12 protein-coding genes are annotated in these 18,425 nt (G+C 62.8%); 7 read left to right on the plus strand and 5 right to left on the minus strand.

The features are described 5' to 3' along the window. The first annotated feature begins 11 nt into the window (after positions 1–11). Positions 12–5,804 carry an anti-phage protein ProA gene (proA, locus tag ACODSP_RS07210; RefSeq protein WP_488964946.1) on the plus strand — a complete coding sequence of 1,931 codons (5,793 nt, stop codon included), beginning with the start codon at positions 12–14 and terminating at the stop codon, positions 5,802–5,804. A 379-nt stretch (positions 5,805–6,183) separates the two neighbouring features. Here the strand turns inward: proA and ACODSP_RS07215 are convergent, their stop codons facing one another. Further along, positions 6,184–7,980 (minus strand): autotransporter domain-containing protein, encoded by a 1,797-nt coding sequence (locus ACODSP_RS07215; protein WP_488964947.1) that lies wholly within the window; start codon positions 7,978–7,980, stop codon positions 6,184–6,186. Between the two features lie 166 nt (positions 7,981–8,146). Between ACODSP_RS07215 and ACODSP_RS07220 the strand changes: the two genes are divergently transcribed. From ACODSP_RS07220 to ACODSP_RS07235, 4 genes are all read left to right on the plus strand, one after another. Next, positions 8,147–8,887 (plus strand): response regulator, encoded by a 741-nt coding sequence (locus tag ACODSP_RS07220; RefSeq protein WP_488964948.1) that lies wholly within the window; start codon positions 8,147–8,149, stop codon positions 8,885–8,887. Further along, positions 8,884–10,221, plus strand: a complete 1,338-nt coding sequence (locus tag ACODSP_RS07225; protein ID WP_488964949.1) for an ATP-binding protein — start codon at positions 8,884–8,886, stop codon at positions 10,219–10,221. Before ACODSP_RS07220 ends, ACODSP_RS07225 begins: the two co-directional genes overlap by 4 nt. Positions 10,222–10,297: 76 nt before the next feature. Then, a complete protein-coding gene (locus ACODSP_RS07230) occupies positions 10,298–10,636 on the plus strand; it encodes an ArsR/SmtB family transcription factor (protein WP_488964950.1) in 339 nt (112 codons plus the stop codon). After that, entirely contained in the window at positions 10,629–11,093 is a 465-nt protein-coding gene (locus ACODSP_RS07235) for an SRPBCC family protein (protein WP_488964951.1), read from the plus strand. Before ACODSP_RS07230 ends, ACODSP_RS07235 begins: the two co-directional genes overlap by 8 nt. A gap of 2 nt (positions 11,094–11,095) precedes the next feature. Here the strand turns inward: ACODSP_RS07235 and ACODSP_RS07240 are convergent, their stop codons facing one another. Further along, positions 11,096–11,698: a TetR/AcrR family transcriptional regulator gene (locus ACODSP_RS07240; protein ID WP_488964952.1), complete on the minus strand. Its 603-nt coding sequence runs from the start codon at positions 11,696–11,698 to the stop codon at positions 11,096–11,098. Between the two features lie 65 nt (positions 11,699–11,763). Between ACODSP_RS07240 and ACODSP_RS07245 the strand changes: the two genes are divergently transcribed. Together ACODSP_RS07245 and ACODSP_RS07250 are read left to right on the plus strand one after the other, a co-directional pair. Continuing rightward, a complete protein-coding gene (locus ACODSP_RS07245) occupies positions 11,764–12,189 on the plus strand; it encodes a VOC family protein (protein WP_488964953.1) in 426 nt (141 codons plus the stop codon). Between the two features lie 276 nt (positions 12,190–12,465). Then, on the plus strand, positions 12,466–14,835 hold the full coding sequence (locus ACODSP_RS07250; RefSeq protein WP_488964954.1) for an ABC transporter permease: 2,370 nt from the start codon (positions 12,466–12,468) through the stop codon (positions 14,833–14,835). 10 nt (positions 14,836–14,845) lie between these two features. On the opposite strand, the gene ACODSP_RS07255 is transcribed toward ACODSP_RS07250, so the two are convergent. From ACODSP_RS07255 to ACODSP_RS07265, 3 genes are read right to left on the minus strand one after another with little or no spacing between them, the layout of a single operon-like run. Then, a complete protein-coding gene (locus ACODSP_RS07255) occupies positions 14,846–16,201 on the minus strand; it encodes a sensor histidine kinase (RefSeq protein ID WP_488964955.1) in 1,356 nt (451 codons plus the stop codon). Continuing rightward, positions 16,198–16,899 (minus strand): response regulator transcription factor, encoded by a 702-nt coding sequence (locus ACODSP_RS07260; protein WP_488964956.1) that lies wholly within the window; start codon positions 16,897–16,899, stop codon positions 16,198–16,200. The genes ACODSP_RS07255 and ACODSP_RS07260 overlap by 4 nt, the downstream gene beginning before the upstream one ends. 28 nt (positions 16,900–16,927) lie before the next feature. Next, complete coding sequence (locus ACODSP_RS07265) at positions 16,928–17,758, minus strand: helix-turn-helix domain-containing protein (RefSeq protein WP_488964957.1); 831 nt, start codon at positions 17,756–17,758, stop codon at positions 16,928–16,930. Positions 17,759–18,425 lie beyond the last annotated feature (667 nt).

Here is an 18,425-nt window from a genome sequence, read left to right on the forward strand (position 1 = left end):
TGGCAGATGATGTGAGTTCTCTTGCAATCGATGCGGTGCTGGCGCCCAAGCTCAGCTTCGCGTCCCATCAGAACGCCGTCCCGGTCCTGCGCGATCTGCGCATTCTGAACCTGGGCGATACGGTCCTGGAAAATGTGGTGGTGGAGATCAGCGCCGATCCGCCCGTGTTCGACAATGCGCAATGGCGCCTTGACCGCGTAGTGCCGGGTGGGGAGACGCACATCACCAAGCGGGACCTGAAGCTGAATGCCGGCCTGTTGCTGCAATTGAGCGAGGCGGTGCGCGCCACGGTTAGCCTGCGGGCCAGCAGCGGCGGGGTGGAGGCCGTGCGGGATTTTCCTATCGAACTGCTGGCCCGCAATGAATGGGGTGGTGCCGGTGCGATGCCGGAACTGCTGGCGGCCTTCGTCCTGCCCAATGATCCGGCGGTGGGCCGGTTGGTCAAGGCGGCCAGCGAGGTGCTGCGCCGTAGCGGACGGACGGACAGCATGGAAGGCTATCAGTCCAAGAGCCGTACGCGCGTGCATGAACTGGCCTCCGCTCTCTGGTCTGCCGTCTGCGGTCTGCGCCTGACCTATGCCGAACCGCCGGCCAGTTTCGAATATCAGGGGCAGAAGGTGCGCACCCCGTCGCAGGTGCTGGAGACCGGGCTGGCCACCTGTCTGGACACGGCTCTGCTGTTTGCCGCCTTGATGGAGCAGGTTGGGCTTTACCCCGTCATCGTTATCACTCAGGGACATGCCTTTGCCGGCGTCTGGCTGCAGCCGCAGGAATTCGCCACTCTGCTGGTGCATGATGCGGCCAGCCTGCGCAAGCGGGTGGCGCTTCAGGAACTGGTGCTGTTCGAGACGACAATGGCCACGGGCGCCACACCCTCCGCCTTCTCACGCGCCATTGCGGACGCCAACCGCAAGATCGGGGAGGAACGGGAGGCAGAGTTCGTGATGGCCCTGGACATCAGGCGGGCGCGCATGCAGCGGCTGCGACCGCTGGCCATGGCTGATGCGGGCGCTGTCGCCATGCCGGCCGACATCACCGCCGACCCGGCGGGCGATGCACTGGAATTCGCCCCGGCGCTGCCCGATTTCGATCTGGCCGAACCGGAGGTGCCACCGGCCACAGCGGAGGGGCGGCTGGCCCGCTGGCAACGCAAGTTGCTGGAACTCACGACACGCAACCGGCTGCTGAATGTGAAGGAGGGACCGGCTGCCATCCGTTTGATCTGCCCTGATCCGGCGGGGCTGGAGGACCGGCTGGCCGACGGCGCCAGTTTCAGGATTGTCGCGGCCCCCCAGCTTGAAGGGGCGGCGGGGCGCGATCCGACGTTGCACCTGCAGCGCTCGGGCGAGGTGCTGGACCTGGCCTATGCCCGCGATGCGCTGGACAAGGGCGAAATCCTGTCCCTGGCCCCGCCCGATAAGCTGGACGCCCAGCTTGTCGATCTCTACCGCAAGACCCAGTTGGACATGGCGGAGGGCGGGGCCAACACCCTGTTCCTGGCAGCCGGTTTCCTGCTATGGCGCAAGTCGGAAAGCGATGCGCGACAATACCGTGCCCCTTTGCTGTTACTGCCGGTTAAGCTGGAACGGCGCAGCGTCCGGTCAGGCGTGAAGCTCTCCCTGCATGAGGATGAGCCGCGTTTCAACCTGACGCTTCTGCAGATGCTGCGGCAGGATTTCGACCTGGACATTCCGGAACTGGCCGGCGCCCTGCCGGTGGATGAAAGCGGCATCGACGTGCCGCGCATCTGGAACCTCGTGCGCCGCGCCGTGCGCGACACACCCGGCTTCGAGGTGGTGGAAGATGTCATGCTGGGCACCTTCTCCTTCGCCAAATACCTGATGTGGAAGGATCTGGTCGACCGGACGGAGGTGCTGAAGCGCAATCCAGTCGTGCGCCACCTGCTGGAAACGCCGCGGGAGCATTTCGCCGCAAGCGAGGGGCCGCCGCATCCGCGTGAACTGGATGCGGGCGTGCAGCCCGATGAGCTGTTCACACCGCTTCCTGCCGACAGTTCCCAGCTTTCTGCCGTGGTCGGGTCGGCGCGGGGTTGCGACTTCGTGCTGGACGGGCCGCCGGGCACGGGCAAGTCACAGACCATCGCCAACATGATCGCCCATAATCTGGCGCTGGGCCGCAAGGTGCTGTTCGTGGCGGAGAAGCGCGCCGCGCTGGATGTGGTCCACCGCCGGCTGGTGGCCCATGGTCTGGGACCGTTCTGCCTGGAACTGCATAGCAACAAGGCTTCCAAGCAGGAAGTGCTGCGCCAGTTCGATGCGGCCTGGACCACGGCACAGGAACATCCGGCCGAGGCCTGGCGCCGACGGGCCGCCGAATTGAAGACCAGCCGCGACCATTTGAACCGGCTGGTGGAGGCGATGCATCGCCGCCGGCCCAACGGCCTGACGCTGTACAATGCCATCGGTCGCGTGGTGCGTGACGGGTCCGGCCAGGCCTTCCGCCTGAGCTGGCCGCCCATGTCCGCCCATGGGGCCGAGGAACTGGAGTCCCTGCGCGAGGCGGCCCGCCGGCTGGACCTGCATCGCGGCGCTGCGGCGGGCCAAGACCCGGCATTCGCCCATGTCGGTCGGACCGAATGGTCCAACGCCTGGCAAGCAGAACTGTTGACCCATGCCACCACGCTGGGCCGTGCGGCGGACGCGGTGGCGCATGCGCGGGAAAGCCTGCTGAAACTGCTGGGGGCCAGCGTAGACGCTGACCGGCGCGGGTTGGCGGCCTTGGCTACACTGGTATCGGTGCTGCAATCGGCGTCCGGACTGGACCTGGGTTTCGCCTTTGGCGCGGACGCGGCCAAGCTGCTGGAACAGGCGCCGCGTGCCGTGGCGGTCATTCAGGCTTACCGGCAGGAGGTGGCGGGCCTGTCGCGTCCCCTTGATCCGGCCACCGTCAAGGGACTACCGCTGGATGAACTGCAAGCCGCCTGGGCGGCGGCGGTGAAATCGATCTGGCCGCTGTCGGTCAGCCGTAAGAAGGCCGTGGCGGCCCGTCTGGACCCATCGGGCCAGATGGACCCGGATGTGGCCCTGCCGCGCCTTCGCCACTTGCAGGCCCTGCTGGCTCAACTGGATGAATTGTCCCTCATGCCCAGTCTGCCCGGCTGGAACGGGGTGGCGACCGACCTGGACCGGCTGCGCCGCGTGCTGGACGTTGCGGGCAGTTTGCGTCCCGCCATTGCTGGTGCTGCGCGCACTCCGGACCAGTTGATCGACCTGCGTGCCGTGTTGCGGCGCCTGTGCGTGGATGCCAACGACATGCTGGCGCCGGACGGGGCCATCGGTGCCGCCGGGCAGCTTTATCTGGATGCTCATGCGGCGTTTGTGGCGGCGAAGACGGAGTTTGAGATCAGCGCCGCCACACCCGCCCCGATCGATGGAACCGATCTGCCGGTGATGTGCACGACCATTGCCGCGACCATCACCGCCCGGTCCGCGCAGTTGAACGCCTGGGTCGGCTGGTGCCGGGCCCGGCAGGGAGCGCTCGACCTTGATCTGGCGCCGCTGGTTACCGCCATGGAGGCGGGTGCCATCCCGACAGGCGGCGCGGTGGATGCGTTCGACATAGCCTATGCCCGCTGGTGGGCGGAAGCCACCATCGATGCTGAGCCGCTGGTGCGCGATTTCTCGCTGGCCGAGCATATGGACACGATCCAGCGTTTTCGGGACGTGGACCGGGAATTTGCCGAGTTGACACAGCTTTACATCCGCGCCCGTCTTGCCGGCGGCATCCCGCCCAAGGATGACAAGGCACCCCCCAGCGGCTTCGGTGTCCTGGCGCATCAGTTGAAGCTGCAGAAACGCCACAAGCCGGTGCGCCAGTTGCTGGGGGAGATGGGGTCCGCCCTGACCACCCTGACGCCTTGCCTGCTGATGAGCCCTCTGTCGGTCGCCCAATATTTGCCACCCGATGCCGCACCGTTCGATCTGGTGATCTTTGACGAAGCCTCACAGATCACGCCCTGGGATGCGGTTGGCGCCATGGCGCGGGGGCGGCAGATCGTCGTGGCCGGCGATCCCAAGCAGATGCCGCCCACCAGCTTCTTCGACCGGGGCGCGGGGGCGGAGGAGGAGGATGGGGAAACGGAGGCCGATCAGGAAAGCATTCTGGAGGAATGCCTGGGCGCCCGCCTGCCGCAGCGCCGGTTAAGCTGGCATTACCGCAGCCGGCATGAAAGCCTGATCGCCTTTTCCAACCACCGTTACTATGACGGCGATCTGATCACCTTTCCCGCACCCGTGACGCGCGACACGATGGTCGGCCTGCGTCAGGTGGCCGGTGCCTGGTCGCGCGGCAAGAGCCGCACCAATCAGGTGGAGGCGGAAGCCATCGTCACAGAGGCGGTGCGCCGGCTGCTGGACCCCGGTTTCGTGGACGAGAAGGGGCGCCCCCTGACGCTGGCAGTGATCACCCTGAATGCCGAGCAGCAAAAGCTGATCGAGGATCTGCTGGACAAGGCGCGGCGGCGCCATCCGGAACTGGAACCGCATTTCGCGGAGGATGCGCCGGAAAAGGTGGTCGTCAAGAACCTGGAGACGGTGCAGGGCGATGAGCGCGATGTCATCCTGCTGGGCATCGCTTATGGCCCGGAAACGCCTAATGCGCCCGTCATGCCAATGAATTTCGGCCCGCTGAACCGGGAAGGCGGCTGGCGGCGCCTGAACGTGGCGGTCACCCGCGCGCGGCGGGAAATGCTGATTTTCACCTCTTTCCCGCCGGGTCTGATCGACCTTAACCGCACCAGTTCGCAGGCTGTGCGCGACCTGAAACATTTCCTGGAATATGCAGAGCGGGGGCCGCGCGCCTTGGGCGAGGCGGTGATGGGTTCAGTCGGCGGTTTTGAGTCCCCCTTCGAGGAGGCGGTGGCACGGGGGCTGCGCGAGCGCGGCTGGACCATCGTGCCGCAGATCGGCGTCTCCCGCTTCCGCATCGACCTGGGCGTGGTGCATCCTGACCGACCGGGCGATTTTCTGGCTGGGGTCGAATGCGACGGCGCCTCCTATCACAGTGCCGCCACGGCGCGCGACCGTGACAAGGTGCGGGGTGAGGTGCTGAAGGGCCTGGGTTGGTCGCTGGTGCGTGTCTGGTCTACCGATTGGTGGATTGATGCAAAAGGCGCGCTGGACCGGCTGGATGAGGCGCTGAAACAGGAACTGGACCGGTCGCGGACCGACGCTGCGCTACGTCCCGTGCCGGAGCCAGCACCCGCAATCGAACCGATTGCGCTTGCCCCGGATCACGAGGAACTGGAAGAGAGCCCGCCCGAGCCGGCGACGGAACTGTTGGGCGGCGACTACCGCATCACCGATTTCAGCGCTCATGCGACAACGCCGGAACGGTTTCATGATATTGATTATGCGCCTGTCCTGAAGGATATGATCCTGCATGTCGTGGCGTGCGAGGCGCCCATCCGCGACACTCTGCTGGTTGAGCGGATCGCCCGTGCCCATGGTTTCAAGCGGTCTGGCCGGCAAATCCGTGACCGCGTTCTGTCCGTGGCGCGGGGTGTAGCACATCTTGAGACGGAGCCGTCTGGTGCGGCCTTCATCTGGGCCGATGCTATGGCGCCAGCGGCATGGGAGAAAGCCCGGTACCCACATTCCAACGACGATATCCGTATGGTGGAGGATATCGCTCTGCCGGAACTGACCGCCGCCATTCGTGGATGTGTTTCAGCGGAGGATTCATTGATTGAGGCTGCACGGCGCTTCGGTATCCGGCGATTGAGTACGGTAGCGAGGGAGCGCCTCACCGTGGCTAAACCTGTTACGGGACACATGCGCGACTGATGTTTGCTCTTCTGTTGCAGATGACTTTATCTCGCCGTCGAGCCTGAATTGACGGTGCTTGGCAACCCCTATGCCTGAGCGTCCACGGCTACCCGCATCTTGGGAAGCATGGTGTGGGCTGATGACGAGAAACCCAAAACATCATAGGGGTAAGCAGATGGCTCCGGCAAAAGCTCCACAAGCTGGCCGCGGTCAAGGCGCTCCCATAGCAACCAGGAGGGCGGCCAGGCCCACCTCTGCCGTCTTGTGGTCCGGCGGATCAGCTTGACGCCCAAAGGCTCATCCAGGAAGCGGATATGTTTGCCAACCATGGGAGCGAGTAAGCCGAGCGGGGCTTGCTGCCATCCGGACGACAAGGACGACACGAGCGGCGGGGGCGTCAGAAGCCGAGGGACAAAGATATCCTGCCAGACAGGCTGTTCTGGCCTTTACCGGCAGAGCGTCCGCGAACCCCGAGATTGACAGCGGTCTGCGTGGTCACCGGGATGGTTGCCGTCAGGCCGTAGAAGAAGGCATCATCCGATGCACCGACCGGCTGGCTTGTATACCAGACAGGGGCGCCGTGGGGCAGGATGGCAACCTGCTGCGTATTGTTCAGGACGTCACCAGCATAGCCAAGCTCAAGCGCCGGGATGATGCCACGCCATGCTTCATCGCTGCTGAAGCGTACACCAACGGCCATCTCCAGCGTCTCCAGTTTCTGTCCGGCATAGGTTACCTGGGTCGAACGGTCCCCGCGCTCCGTATAGCCATCCACTGAAATCCGGTCATACCGCATCGACAGGAACGGTGCGATCCGTAACGGGCCAGGCAGCGCGTCCACGCCGATGCGTGTTTCCGCAGTCAAGAAATCACTGTCGGTTCCACCCTGCTCGATGCGCAGCGCCGGACCCAGCATTACCTTGCGTTCGATATCGGACAGATTGGCCCTGCCGATGGCGGCAGTGAAATCTGCGGCGATCCGGCCATGCTGAAGTGTGGCAAATCCCTGCAATGAATAGCTGTCGACAGACAGGGCGCCCCCGTCATCGGCGAAATCACCATTGCCATGGTGCCAGGACAGGTAGGCGCCAGCGGTCAGCGCAGGGCTGAAGCCCCCTTCAAACCCGGCCTGAAGGATGCTCCCATCGGCCTTGCCCTGACCGGTCGCGTCACCATCGACAAGCTGTGTCCCGCCAATCAGACGCCATCCCGGCACGGGATTACGGTCGGCTGCGTCCATCCGTTCACGGGCCAACTGGCCCATCGCGCGGTTGGTGGTCAGCAGCATGTGCGGCAATTGTGCAATCTGTAGGGGTGCGCGCAGCATGGCCAGAGTCGCATCCCCTTCGATCTCATGCACGACGCCTGTGAAATGGACACCGTCGGCATAGAGATAGGTGCGGTTGGCATTGGCTTCGACATAATCCTTCGGCACGCAGGTGAAGGATTCCAGCGCGAAGCCTCGGCAGGCGCGGCTGGTCGTGTTCGTGATACCAAATTCCGCCGGGGCTGTATCGATCTCCGCGATCAGGCCGGCCATATCGACATAGAGGACATTCAGTCCACGAAAGGCCAGGGCGGCGTCATACCGTTCATTATATTGATCGAACTTGGGCACGCTGGTTGTCACGACGGTGCCCACCCCGGCCTTGATCAGATGATCGATCTGATCGGCCAGCCCCTCGGCAGCGACACGCAGCACTTCCAGATCAGCGGGCGTGTCGGTTGGTCCGTTGAACTTGGTAGAGAAGACGTCATTGCCGCCCCCCTGAATAATGACCAGGCTATTCCGGGTCAGCTTGCCATCATTGGCCATGAAGTCGGCAACCTGTTCCGTGACGGGCCGGCGGGTCAGATTTCCCGGTGCGTCGGGCCGCTGCAAGGCGACGCGTGCCCCGCCCTCGGCATAGTTGCTGCCACCAGCCGCGTGGGGCTTCAAATCCAGGCCCAATCCTTTGGCCACAATCTCAACCCAGACATCGTCGGGATTGGTGGTGAACTTGCCGGCGCCGGCCGGCGCCTTGGTCGCGTAATTGCCGCTGTCAGAGATGCTGTCGCCGAAGACGATGACCCGATCATATTCGGTCGCCTGCGTGGCCGCAGCATTTCCCAGCGTGAGGATCAGGGCGGCGCCCGAAACGCCACGCCGAACTGCGTCTGATCCCGGACGGGTGGTGGGCCGTAACCTGTTCATGTCCTACTCCTGCGAAGATGACACTGCCTATTCGCAGTGCGTCGATGCCGAATGGATAGCGGGGGCGCGTAGCCGCTGGCTGAACGGTGTGAAACGGATTGTATCGAAACGTAACAGCGCCCTTTGACGGCTTGAGCCGAAAAAGGGGAAGAGGGATAAGGTCGCCATGACCAGCAGCACGCCCGACCCACGGACCTTCATTGCCATCGTCGAGGATGACGAGGAGATCGCCGACCTTGTCGCCGAGCTTCTGGGCCGTGAAGGGTTTGAGGTCGCTATCTGTCCCGATGCCGCCGAACTCAATCGGCATATCGGCCGGCGGCGGGTCGATCTGGTGGTACTGGATCTGATGCTGCCGGGGGAGGATGGGCTGTCGATATGCCGCCGTCTTCATGTTGGCCCGGTTCGTATCCCGGTCATCATGGTCACGGCCAAAGGCGAGGATATCGATCGGGTGCTGGGGCTGGAAATCGGTGCCGACGACTATCTGCCCAAACCATTCAACCCGCGCGAACTGGTGGCGCGGGTACGGGCCGTGCTGCGCCGTACCCGCGACGCCCACCGCCCGCAACCCGTGATCGGCCGCTGGTATCGGTTTGCAGGCTGGTCCCTGGACGCGGCATCACGCACGCTGACTGACCCTGATGGGCAGGATGTTGAACTGACGGGTGGGGAGTTCGACCTGCTGCTGGCGCTGCTGGATCATCCACAGCGGCTGTTGAGCCGCGATCAGTTGCTGGACTGGACGCGCGGTCGGGATGCCACACCATTTGACCGCACCATCGATGTGCAATTGAGCCGGCTGCGCCGAAAGCTGGGGGATGATCCGAAGGCACCCGTCATGATCCGCACGGTGCGCGGTGGCGGATACCTGTTGGCGCCGCGTGTGGAAACGGGGGGCGGATGATCACGCGCCTTTTCGACAGCTTGGTCTTTCGGATCGCGGGCCTGTTCTTGCTGGGACTGCTGGTGCTGCAGGGCGCGATCCTGGCCGTCATCGTCTGGCCAGATGGACGTCCGGTGATGTTTCGGCTGGTGGACCCGCTGGAAGTGCGTCGCATCGTGGAAGCGGTGGAAAGCGCGCCATCGTCGCTGCGTCCCCTGATTGTTGCGGCGGCGGGGAATGGTGGCACGATTGTCGAACTGCTGCCCAGCTTTCCACAGGACGAGAATGGCGCACCGCGCGCCGCGCCGAAGCTGGAAGCACGCTTCCGCCTGTACGCGGATGAACTGAGTGGTCGGACGGTGCAGGTTCAGGTCCGGGACGATGATTGGCGTTTACCGGCCACACCGGTTCCACGCGGGCCGATCCGGGTGCTGGTCGGACTGTCGACCGGGGAAGTACTGGCTGTGGAAAGGGCACCATTGCTGCTGCAGCTGCTTTTGTCTCGCTATCTCTACATCGCCCTTGTGGTGGCTGTGATTGTCGGCCTGATCATGTTGACATTGCTGCGCCAGGTGGTGTGGCCGGTTGAACGGCTGGCACGGGCGGCTGATGCAATGGGTCACAATATAGACATGCCCGATGCGACCGTTTCGGGTGCGCGGGAGGTTCGGGCACTGGCGCAGGCATTCAACCTGCTCAAACACCGGATCGGCGGGTTGATGGCCGAACGCACACGCATGCTGGCGGCCATCGCCCATGACCTGCGGACCTATCTTACCAGGCTGCGCCTGCGCGTGGATTATCTGACCGACGAGAAACACCGGCGGCGGGCGGTTAATGATCTGGAGGAGATGGGACAATTGCTGGACGATGTGCTGCTGTTCGCGCGCATCGATGCGGGTGCCGATACGCATGACATGCTGATCGACGCCCGGGCGGAGACGGCGGACTATGTTGAACGCCGCCGGGAGACCGGGGACACGGTCAACCTGACAGTAAGCGATAGGCCTTTGCTATGCCGGTGCAGCCCTGTGGCCTTTCGGCGAATTCTGTCAAACCTGCTGGATAATGCGGTTCGCTATGGTACGCGCGCCGACATGGACCTGTGTGCCGGCGATGGCGGTATCTTCGTCATAGTGCAGGATGATGGCCCCGGTGTTCCGACGGAAATGATCTCACGCCTGACGGCCCCCTTTGAGAGGCTGGATGTTTCCAGGGGTCGGCGGGGTGGCGGTGCGGGTCTCGGCCTGTCTATCGTCAAGGCCTTGGCCGAAATTCATGGTGGTGATCTGACCATTGCCAACGGTCCCGCCGGTGGTTTGCGGGTGACGGTCCGTCTGCCGAGTCAGCCCTGACGGTCTGCCGATAAAAATACTTAGCCATTTAGCTTTCTATCTTGACGGCGGGCGGGTTGAGTTGATAGATAGCCATATGGATAACCTTGATGTGATCTTTCACGGCCTCGCCGACCCTACTCGCCGGATGGTTATTGCCAGACTGGCGGTGGGGCCAGCGTCGGTATCGGAACTGGCGGCACCCCATGAAATGGCGCTGCCCAGTTTCCTGAAACATTTGAAAGTCCTGGAAGCAAGCGGCTGGATCATTTCCGACAAGGCCGGACGGGTCCGGACATGTCATCTGCGACCGGAGACAGTGAAAATGGCAGAGGATTGGCTCAGCCAGCAACGATCCCTGTGGGAAGCGCGGCTTGACCGGCTGGATGCATTCCTGGTGACGATGAATGAAGAAGGAAATCAAAGCGATGTTTGATCCGAAGGTTGATCTCATTCTGGAACGGTTTGTGAGCGCCAGCCCGACCCAGCTCTGGCGGGCCTGGACAGAGCCGGCCCTGCTGAAACAGTGGTTTGCGCCCAACCCCTGGACCGTGGCCCGCGTGGCAGTTGAGGCCCGTGCCGGCGGCATCTTTTCCATCGTCATGGCGTCCCCAGAAGGGGTTGAAATGGACGAAACGCCCGGCTGCGTGCTGCTGGCCGATGCCGGTCGCCGTCTGGTCTGGACTGATGCTGTCGGACCTGATTTCCGTCCGAACCCCGAAAGCTTCATGAGCGTCGATATCACGATGGTGGCTGAAGGGACGGGTACCCGTTACCGCACGCTGGTGCGCCACAAGTCGGAGGCAGATCGGCAGAAGCATGAGGAGATGGGCTTCCACCATGGGTGGGGTACCTGCCTAAATCAGCTGGAGACACTGGCGGGCACACTCTGATTTCAGTCTTGGGGAGGGCCAGACAGCCCTTTGATCAGGGTTTCGACCACGGTCAGAATTTCGATCGGGTTGCTGCCTTCTGCAACGTCCATTGCCGCCCGTTCGAACATCGCTGACAGTATGGAGGCCAGAACGGTGAGGGGGAGCGAGGTGATGGCACCGTCCGTCATTGCTTCCTGCAGGCCCGTGCGCAAACTGGCATCGCCGTTCTGCGCCTCAATCTGCCGCATCTGATCGCGTCCCAAAACAGCGGGCCCATCGATCAACAGCAAACGCACCCGCCCCGGCTCCCGCATGGCCTCGATATAGGCCATCGCCCCGGCCAGCAAGCGTTGAAGGGCGGACATGTCCGGTGCGTCGGCAGCCTCGATCACTTGAGCGACCGCTGCCGATTCGGCCTCGATGACAGCCTGGAAGATTGCCTGTTTATCCTGAAAATGATGATACAGGGCCCCCCGCGTCGCCCGTGCAGCAGCGACGATTGCCGGTGTGCTCGTTGCCGAAAATCCGTTCTCTATGAAGAGTTTACGTGCCGTTTCCAGCAGCCTTGCCCGCATCTCGGCGGTGCGGACGGGGTTGCTGCGACGTGACGATTCAATTTGCATACAGTCTGCCTGTTTGTTAGTGAATTTGCGTACAGGCTGTATGTTTATCACAGGGGAAGCAGAGCATGAAGATCACCAGCTACTATCCCGTCCTGATGGTCGCCGTCGTAACGGGCACTGCCGCCTTCTACAGGGACCATTTTTCGTTTACCGCCCTGTTTGAGGCGGATTGGTACATCCACCTTCAATCCACCCTCGACCCGACTGTCAATCTCGCCATTCTCAAATGGGATCATGAGACGATTCCGGAAGCGGGACGCGGCAGGGCGTCCGGCCTGTTGCTCAATTTCGAGGTTGAGGATGTCGACAGCTTCTATGCCTATTGTCAGGAGAAGGGGCTTCCGATCCTACTGGCATTGAAGGACGAGGAATTCGGGCAGCGTCATTTCATCACGCAGGACCCGAATGGCACCCTGATTGATGTCATCCGCCCCATTCCGCCAACAGAGGCGTTCGCCGATAATTATGTACCCGGCGCAATACCAGCGTGAGGCACCAAGGGCAGGGTGTGGGGATGGGGCCTGTCCATGTTTCGTGCGGGGCGTTGTTAAGCCGTATCATCCCTGCATAGGATGCGGCTGATGAACTTCTGCAAATCGTCCATATGTGCGCTGGCTGCCTGATGGTGCGCGACGCCTGGTAATCCGCATCTTCATACTGACCCTGACGAACGTTGTCGTTCCAATGCCCAGGGAAAGTGCCTACCGATGCCGATGCTCTTTAACTGGTTGGTCATTGCGGGGCGAACCTTGGTGCGGGAACGAAGCGTGGCAGCACTGAATGCCGCCGGTCTTACGCTGGGCTTTCTCACCTGCATCATGATCGCCGTCTATCTGCGTGCAGAGATCGGGTTTGATCGTGCCTGGTCGCGGGCCGACCTCATCATCAGGGTTGGCTTTGATTTTCCGGTTATGGGGCAGAAGAATTACAGCACCCAGACCAGTTCTGCCCTTCTTGCCCCGATGATGCAGGCGGAACTCCCCGGTCTGGATGTTGTGGCACGGTTGAGACCGTCACGTGTCGTAGCGAAGGTGGATAACCGGATATTCGCAGAGGTTTTGGCCTTTGCCGACCCGGGAGCGCTCAGTCTTTTCACGCTGCCGGTTCTGGCCGGTGATCCTGTGCTTACCTTGGCGGAGCCCAACCGCCTGGTTCTGACAGTATCGACAGCCAGGCTGCTGCTGGGGACGCCCGAACTGGCCCCGGACGCCATCGTGACCATTGATGGTGTCCCGATGCAGATCGGGGCCATTGTCGGCGACTGGCCAAGCAGCAGCTTTCTTGATCTGGGCATGTTCGCTTCCTGGTCCAGCGCGCCAAATCCCGCTTTGCGCGATGGCGAGCGGGATAATTGGTTCAATCTGGGCACACACAGCTTTGCCCGCCTGACTGACGGGCAAAGCCCTTCTGATATTGAACCGGCGCTCGCCGATCTCTTGGAACGTCATGTTCCCACCGGCCAGCGGCCGGATAATGTGCGCAATGTTGCGGAGTTCGCGAAAGCCCGGGTGGACCGGTTGTCATCCATCCATCTTTCCGACACGGGCAATGCCGGGCTGGGCGTCCGACCGCCGGGCAGCCTGATCGCGGTGACAGCTTTTGCATTGACCGGTCTGGTGGTTCTGGTGATGGCGGGTTTGAACTTTGCCACGCTTACGGCGGCCCTTGTTGGACGCCGCCGCAAGGAGGCGGCTGTCCGGCAGGTTCTGGGTGGCACCCGCCAGAACCTGCTGTTCCAGTTCCTGCTGGAAGGTATTCTCATGTCTGTGACCGCCCTTGTCTTGGCCTTGGCGGTGGCCGAGTTGATCATGCCATCGGTGGGCACGGCGCTGGGCCGCGACTTTCCCTTGTCAGAATTGATGTCGCCCGCCGGGGTCGCCGTCATGTTCGTGATCAGCCTTTTCGTCGGCGTCATCGGCGGCATTGTGCCAGCCACCAGTTTGGCCTCTACCGCGCCCATTTCGGCCCTGCGGTCGAACGTTTCGGGCAAGGCTCCCGGTCAGCGTTGGGGCGTGCTGATCTGTTTGCAGTTTGCTATCGGCATAGGATTGGGGATCGCCGCAACGGTTGTACAGTTACAGACGCACCATCTTCAGACATTGCCGCCCGGCTACAATGCGAATGGCCTTGTCATCCTCTCAGGCCTGGAGAAGCCGGCGGCCCAACAGGCCTGGACCGTGCTGCGGCAGAGCCTGCTGGGCCATCCCGACATCCTGGATGTAACAAGTTCCAGTACCGTTCCAGGGGTTACGACGCAGGCGACAACCGCCATCCGACCGACCCAGCAACCGGATGTTCCGGCTGTGGATGTCAAGCTGATGCAGGTTGCCGACAGGTTTGTTGAAACCTATCGGGTGGCGCTTCTGGCTGGGCGCTCCCTTGAGGAAAGCCGTGATGCCAATGGTGATGCGGTGATCCTCAATCGCTCTGCCGTGCTTGCATTGGGTTTCCGGAATCCGCAGGAGGCGTTGGGTGTCCAGGTATCCACCGTCGCGGGGCATCGTGCGATCTATGTCGTTGCTGGCATTATCGATGACATGCAGATGCGGCCTGGCCGCGAGGCTGCAAACCCGGCGATGCTGGTGCTCAATTCCGATGCCGGCAATTTCGTGACGGTCCGCATTGCCGACAACAAGGCTGCGGAGGCACTTGCCAGTATCGATGCCACCTGGGCCCGGCTTGTGCCTGACTTGCCGATCCGGCGCAGCCATCTGAGCGATCAGTTGCTTTTGCTGCATGGGTCAGAGGCGGTGCAGGCAAAGGTCCTGACGGTCTTCGCCGGGCTGGCGATCATCGTTGCCTGCCTGGGGCTGCTGGGCATCTCGGGCTTGGCCGCCCGCCGGCGCAGTCCGGAGATGGCATTACGCAAGGTCCTTGGTGCTACCAGCAATGACATCCTGCGGTTGATGCTGTGGGACATGCTGCGCCCCGTCTTCCTGTCCGCGGCAATTGCCTGTCCGTTGGCCTGGCTTGCTATGGATTGGTGGCTGGCAGGCTTTGCATCCCGTATCACCCTGGGGCCGACGCTGTTCATATCCGCCGTGACCGGGGCCGTGATCCTGGCCTTGCTGACCGCAATCTTCTATGGAGCCCGCGCGTCGTTGGTGCGGCCCGCGATCATGCTGCGCACGGACTGAAAGCCGACGTTCAAACGGGTTTCCGGGTATCCGGCGCCAACGGTAACCTGATCTTGAACAGTGCGCCGCGATCAGCCGCCGCATGGCACGTGACCTGACCGCCATGGGCGTCGATGATCTGACGGGTGATGGCCAACCCCAGTCCTGTCCCTTGCCAGGAACTGTTGCCGCGCCAGAATGGCTGGAACACACGTTCCCGGTCCTGCGGTGCGACACCGGTCCCGTGATCCGATACTTCCACCAGCACGGCTTTGCCATCCCGCTCCACCCTTACGGAAACCTGACCGCCATCCGGTTCCGCGCGTAACGCGTTGTCGAGCAGGTTGGCAATGGCAGAGCGTAGTGAATCCGCTTCGCCAATCACATGGATGGGATCGGGAGGCATCAAAACCTCCACATCGCGGCCCGAAAGCATGGCCAGTGGCGCCAGATCGGCGGCGGCATCGGCAACCAGGGCCGACAGGTCCAGGCGGGTGCGCGCAATCATCAGTGCGTCTTGCAGACGGGCGGCGGCCAGTAACTGATCCACCAGCAATGTCAGCCTTTGGACATCACGGCGCAGCGCCCGCACCTCCGGCGCGTCATCCATGGAGCCAACGCGCGCGGCGATGACCGCCACGGGGGTCCGCAGTTCGTGTGCAGCATTGGCCGTCAGCAGGCGCTGGTTGACGATCCCCTCATGAAGCCGCGCCAGCAGCAGGTTGATGGCGTTGGCAAGTGGCATCGCCTCTGCGGGAATGCCATCCGTGGAAAGCCGTTTATCCAGCGTGGCCAGATCGATCGCTGCGCTGGCGGCGGCGGCACGGCGCAATGGCCGCATGGCGCGCGTCATGACCAGGGGAGTGACCAGCACGGCCGCCAAAAGGGCTGGCGCAAACATGGCGACAAGCTGTGGGAACAGGATGCCGAAGAAGGTCGGTGCATCGTCGAAGCCGATACTGTTGCCCGCTGTGACCACCGTGATCGGCAGACTGGCGCCGGTCAGTGACTCAGCGTGCGCGACGCGACCATCCATCATGCGGAACTCACCCTCACCGGGAACGGCAATGCCCGTGAGCAGTGACGACATTTCCGGGCTGGATCCAGGTAGCAGCCGTCCTTGATACAGGGCGCCATAGGCAAAGCCCGGTCGGCGGGCTGCATAGTCCAGAAGCGGCTGTGATGCCACGATCCGCGCACCATTGGTCCCCGCAGCAACCGATGCCGCAACATGACGACCGGCAGTGGCCGCCGCCAACTCATCATAAGAAACATAGGGCGAGAACAGCATCCATATCAGCGTCCAGCCGATGACAGCCAGCATCTGTGCCAGGGCGATGCCCCAGGCCAGCCGATGGGCCAGACGAGGCGCCCGCCGCCCGCTCATCGGTCATCCATGATGTATCCGATGCCACGGACCGGTCGGATGGTGACGCCCGCATCCACATTCTCCAGCCGGCGGCGCAGTCGCGAGATATGGGCGTCCAGGGTATTGTCGCTTGGCTCATCGTCCAGGGCGTAAACCTGTCCCACCAGAACATCGCGCCTCACCACCCGCCGCGCACGGGATATCAACAGTTCCAGTAACGCCATCTCACGCCGCCGAAGCACCAGCAACTCCCCCCGAACCGTAAACTCCCGTGCTGCGGCACGGTATTCCAACTGGCCGCATCTGATGGGTGGCTGCTGGGCGGTGGGCCGGTTACGCCGTATCGCCGCCCGGATACGGGCTCGCAACTCGTCAATGTCGAAGGGTTTGGCAAGATAATCGTCGGCACCCGCGTCCAGTCCCGAGACAAGATCGGGAACCGCGCCGAGGGCACTCAGTACTATGGTGCTAGCTTGGTTCTGGGTTTCGGTTATCTCCGGCAACAGCGTCAGCCCCTCACCATCGGGCAGCCTGCGGTCCAGGATGACAAGCGTGTAGTTGGCCAGTCGCAGCAGGGCCGACGCCTCTTCCACCGCCATGGCCCGATCCACCGCGAAACCGGCATTGGTCAGTTCCCGCGCCAAAAGCGCAGCCATTTCAGGTTCGTCTTCGACCACGAGCGCCCGCATGACTTCATCGGATACCATGCGGGCCATTGCTTCACAACCTTGCGGGATGCGTTGATCAGCCGGAAAGACTTGTGCCGCTTTCGCTGCCGCTTCGCCGCATGCCGCGTCCAAGCACACCGGGCGTCACCCCGACCAGCCGGCGCATCCAGCGGGCCATGTGGCTTTGATGGGAGAAACCGGCTTCGAGCGCGATCTGCACCAACGGCAGCGTGCCAGCCTCGATCAACTGCCGTGCCCTTTCCACCCGGCGCCTCATGACGAAACTGTGCACGGGTTCGCCAAAACTGGCGCGGAACAAGGTTTTCAGATGCGAGGAACTCATACCCGCCACGGCTGCAAGGGTTGCCAAAGTAAGGTCACCGTCCAGGTTCGTGTCGATATAGGCGACCAGCCTGGAACGGACGGGTCCGCTCAGACGGTTGGAGATCGCCGAGGGGGCAGCAGGGCAGGGCAGCAGAAACGCCAACCGGGCCGCCAGTACCTGGCCCAGGCGCGCCATGTGACGGGGGCCGCCCGGACCGCTGGCCAGCGCCTCATCCATGATTGCACGCCAGATATAGACCAGTTGCCGATCCCGCAGTGCGAGGCACGGGCCGAGATTCCCCTTGCGCAGGGGGTGGGACAATTCACGCAGTGCGCGATCAAGCAGATCGGGTCCTATGCGGATGGCCGGGCCCATCTGAGGTGGGGTTCCCGCCGGAAAGAAGTCGAACCGCAGATCGGAATCATTTCCCTCCCGGATACGAATATGATGACAGAGCGCAGGATCCTGCGGCGCCGGTCCTGCTGTCACGATAACCATGCCGGTTTCACCCAGGCCAAAGTCAGGCAGGAAGATACCGGAGGCCGGGAACTGCCCCTGTTTCCGTGTAAAGACCGACTTCATGAAACCCTCCGCCGATAGCATGATTGTCTGGTTCGCAGATGCAGGTTCCCACAGCTTCCTTGCAGCAAGCTGACGCCTATGCCCCACCACCCGCTTTGACCCGTTTGGGCCATGGTGTGCCGGGGATGTGCGGGCGCGGTCGATCCGGGTGCAGGGGCGGCGGCTTTTGTCCAGCTTGTCGGCGGTAGAGCGCAACATCGGTGTCGGCGGCCTTGCCGGTGGCCGTGTCGACAGACGGGGAGCGTCCGGCCTTCTTTGCCAGCGATCTGGCCATGTATGGCTGGTGCGCTTCCAACGAGGCGGCGGTGACGACGCAAGCAAGATACTGGTGGTATGTTGCGAGGGCTTGACGCGAGATTGCCGAAAAGTAACCCGACCGCAGTAGCGAAATGGTTTTTCCTCACCCTGCTAACGCAGCCACTGCAGGATTGCCCTGCATCGCCGGGGATTACTCACGATTTTTGAAGCTTCAGTACAGTCAGCTAGAGACCCAGAGGTGATCATCCGATGGGGGGCGCCAACCATGCAAAGAGATAGCCCCTGCTGCTGGCCCTGGCTCAGCCGCCGCTCTTGGCGCTGTCTTCCAACGACATTGACGAGATTTTGTCTCTACCTTGTTGGTCCCGGATTACAGCTTGTCAGATGGGGGGTGCTGCCAACCCGGTGG

Source organism: Niveispirillum sp. FG156 (assembly GCF_057809555.1).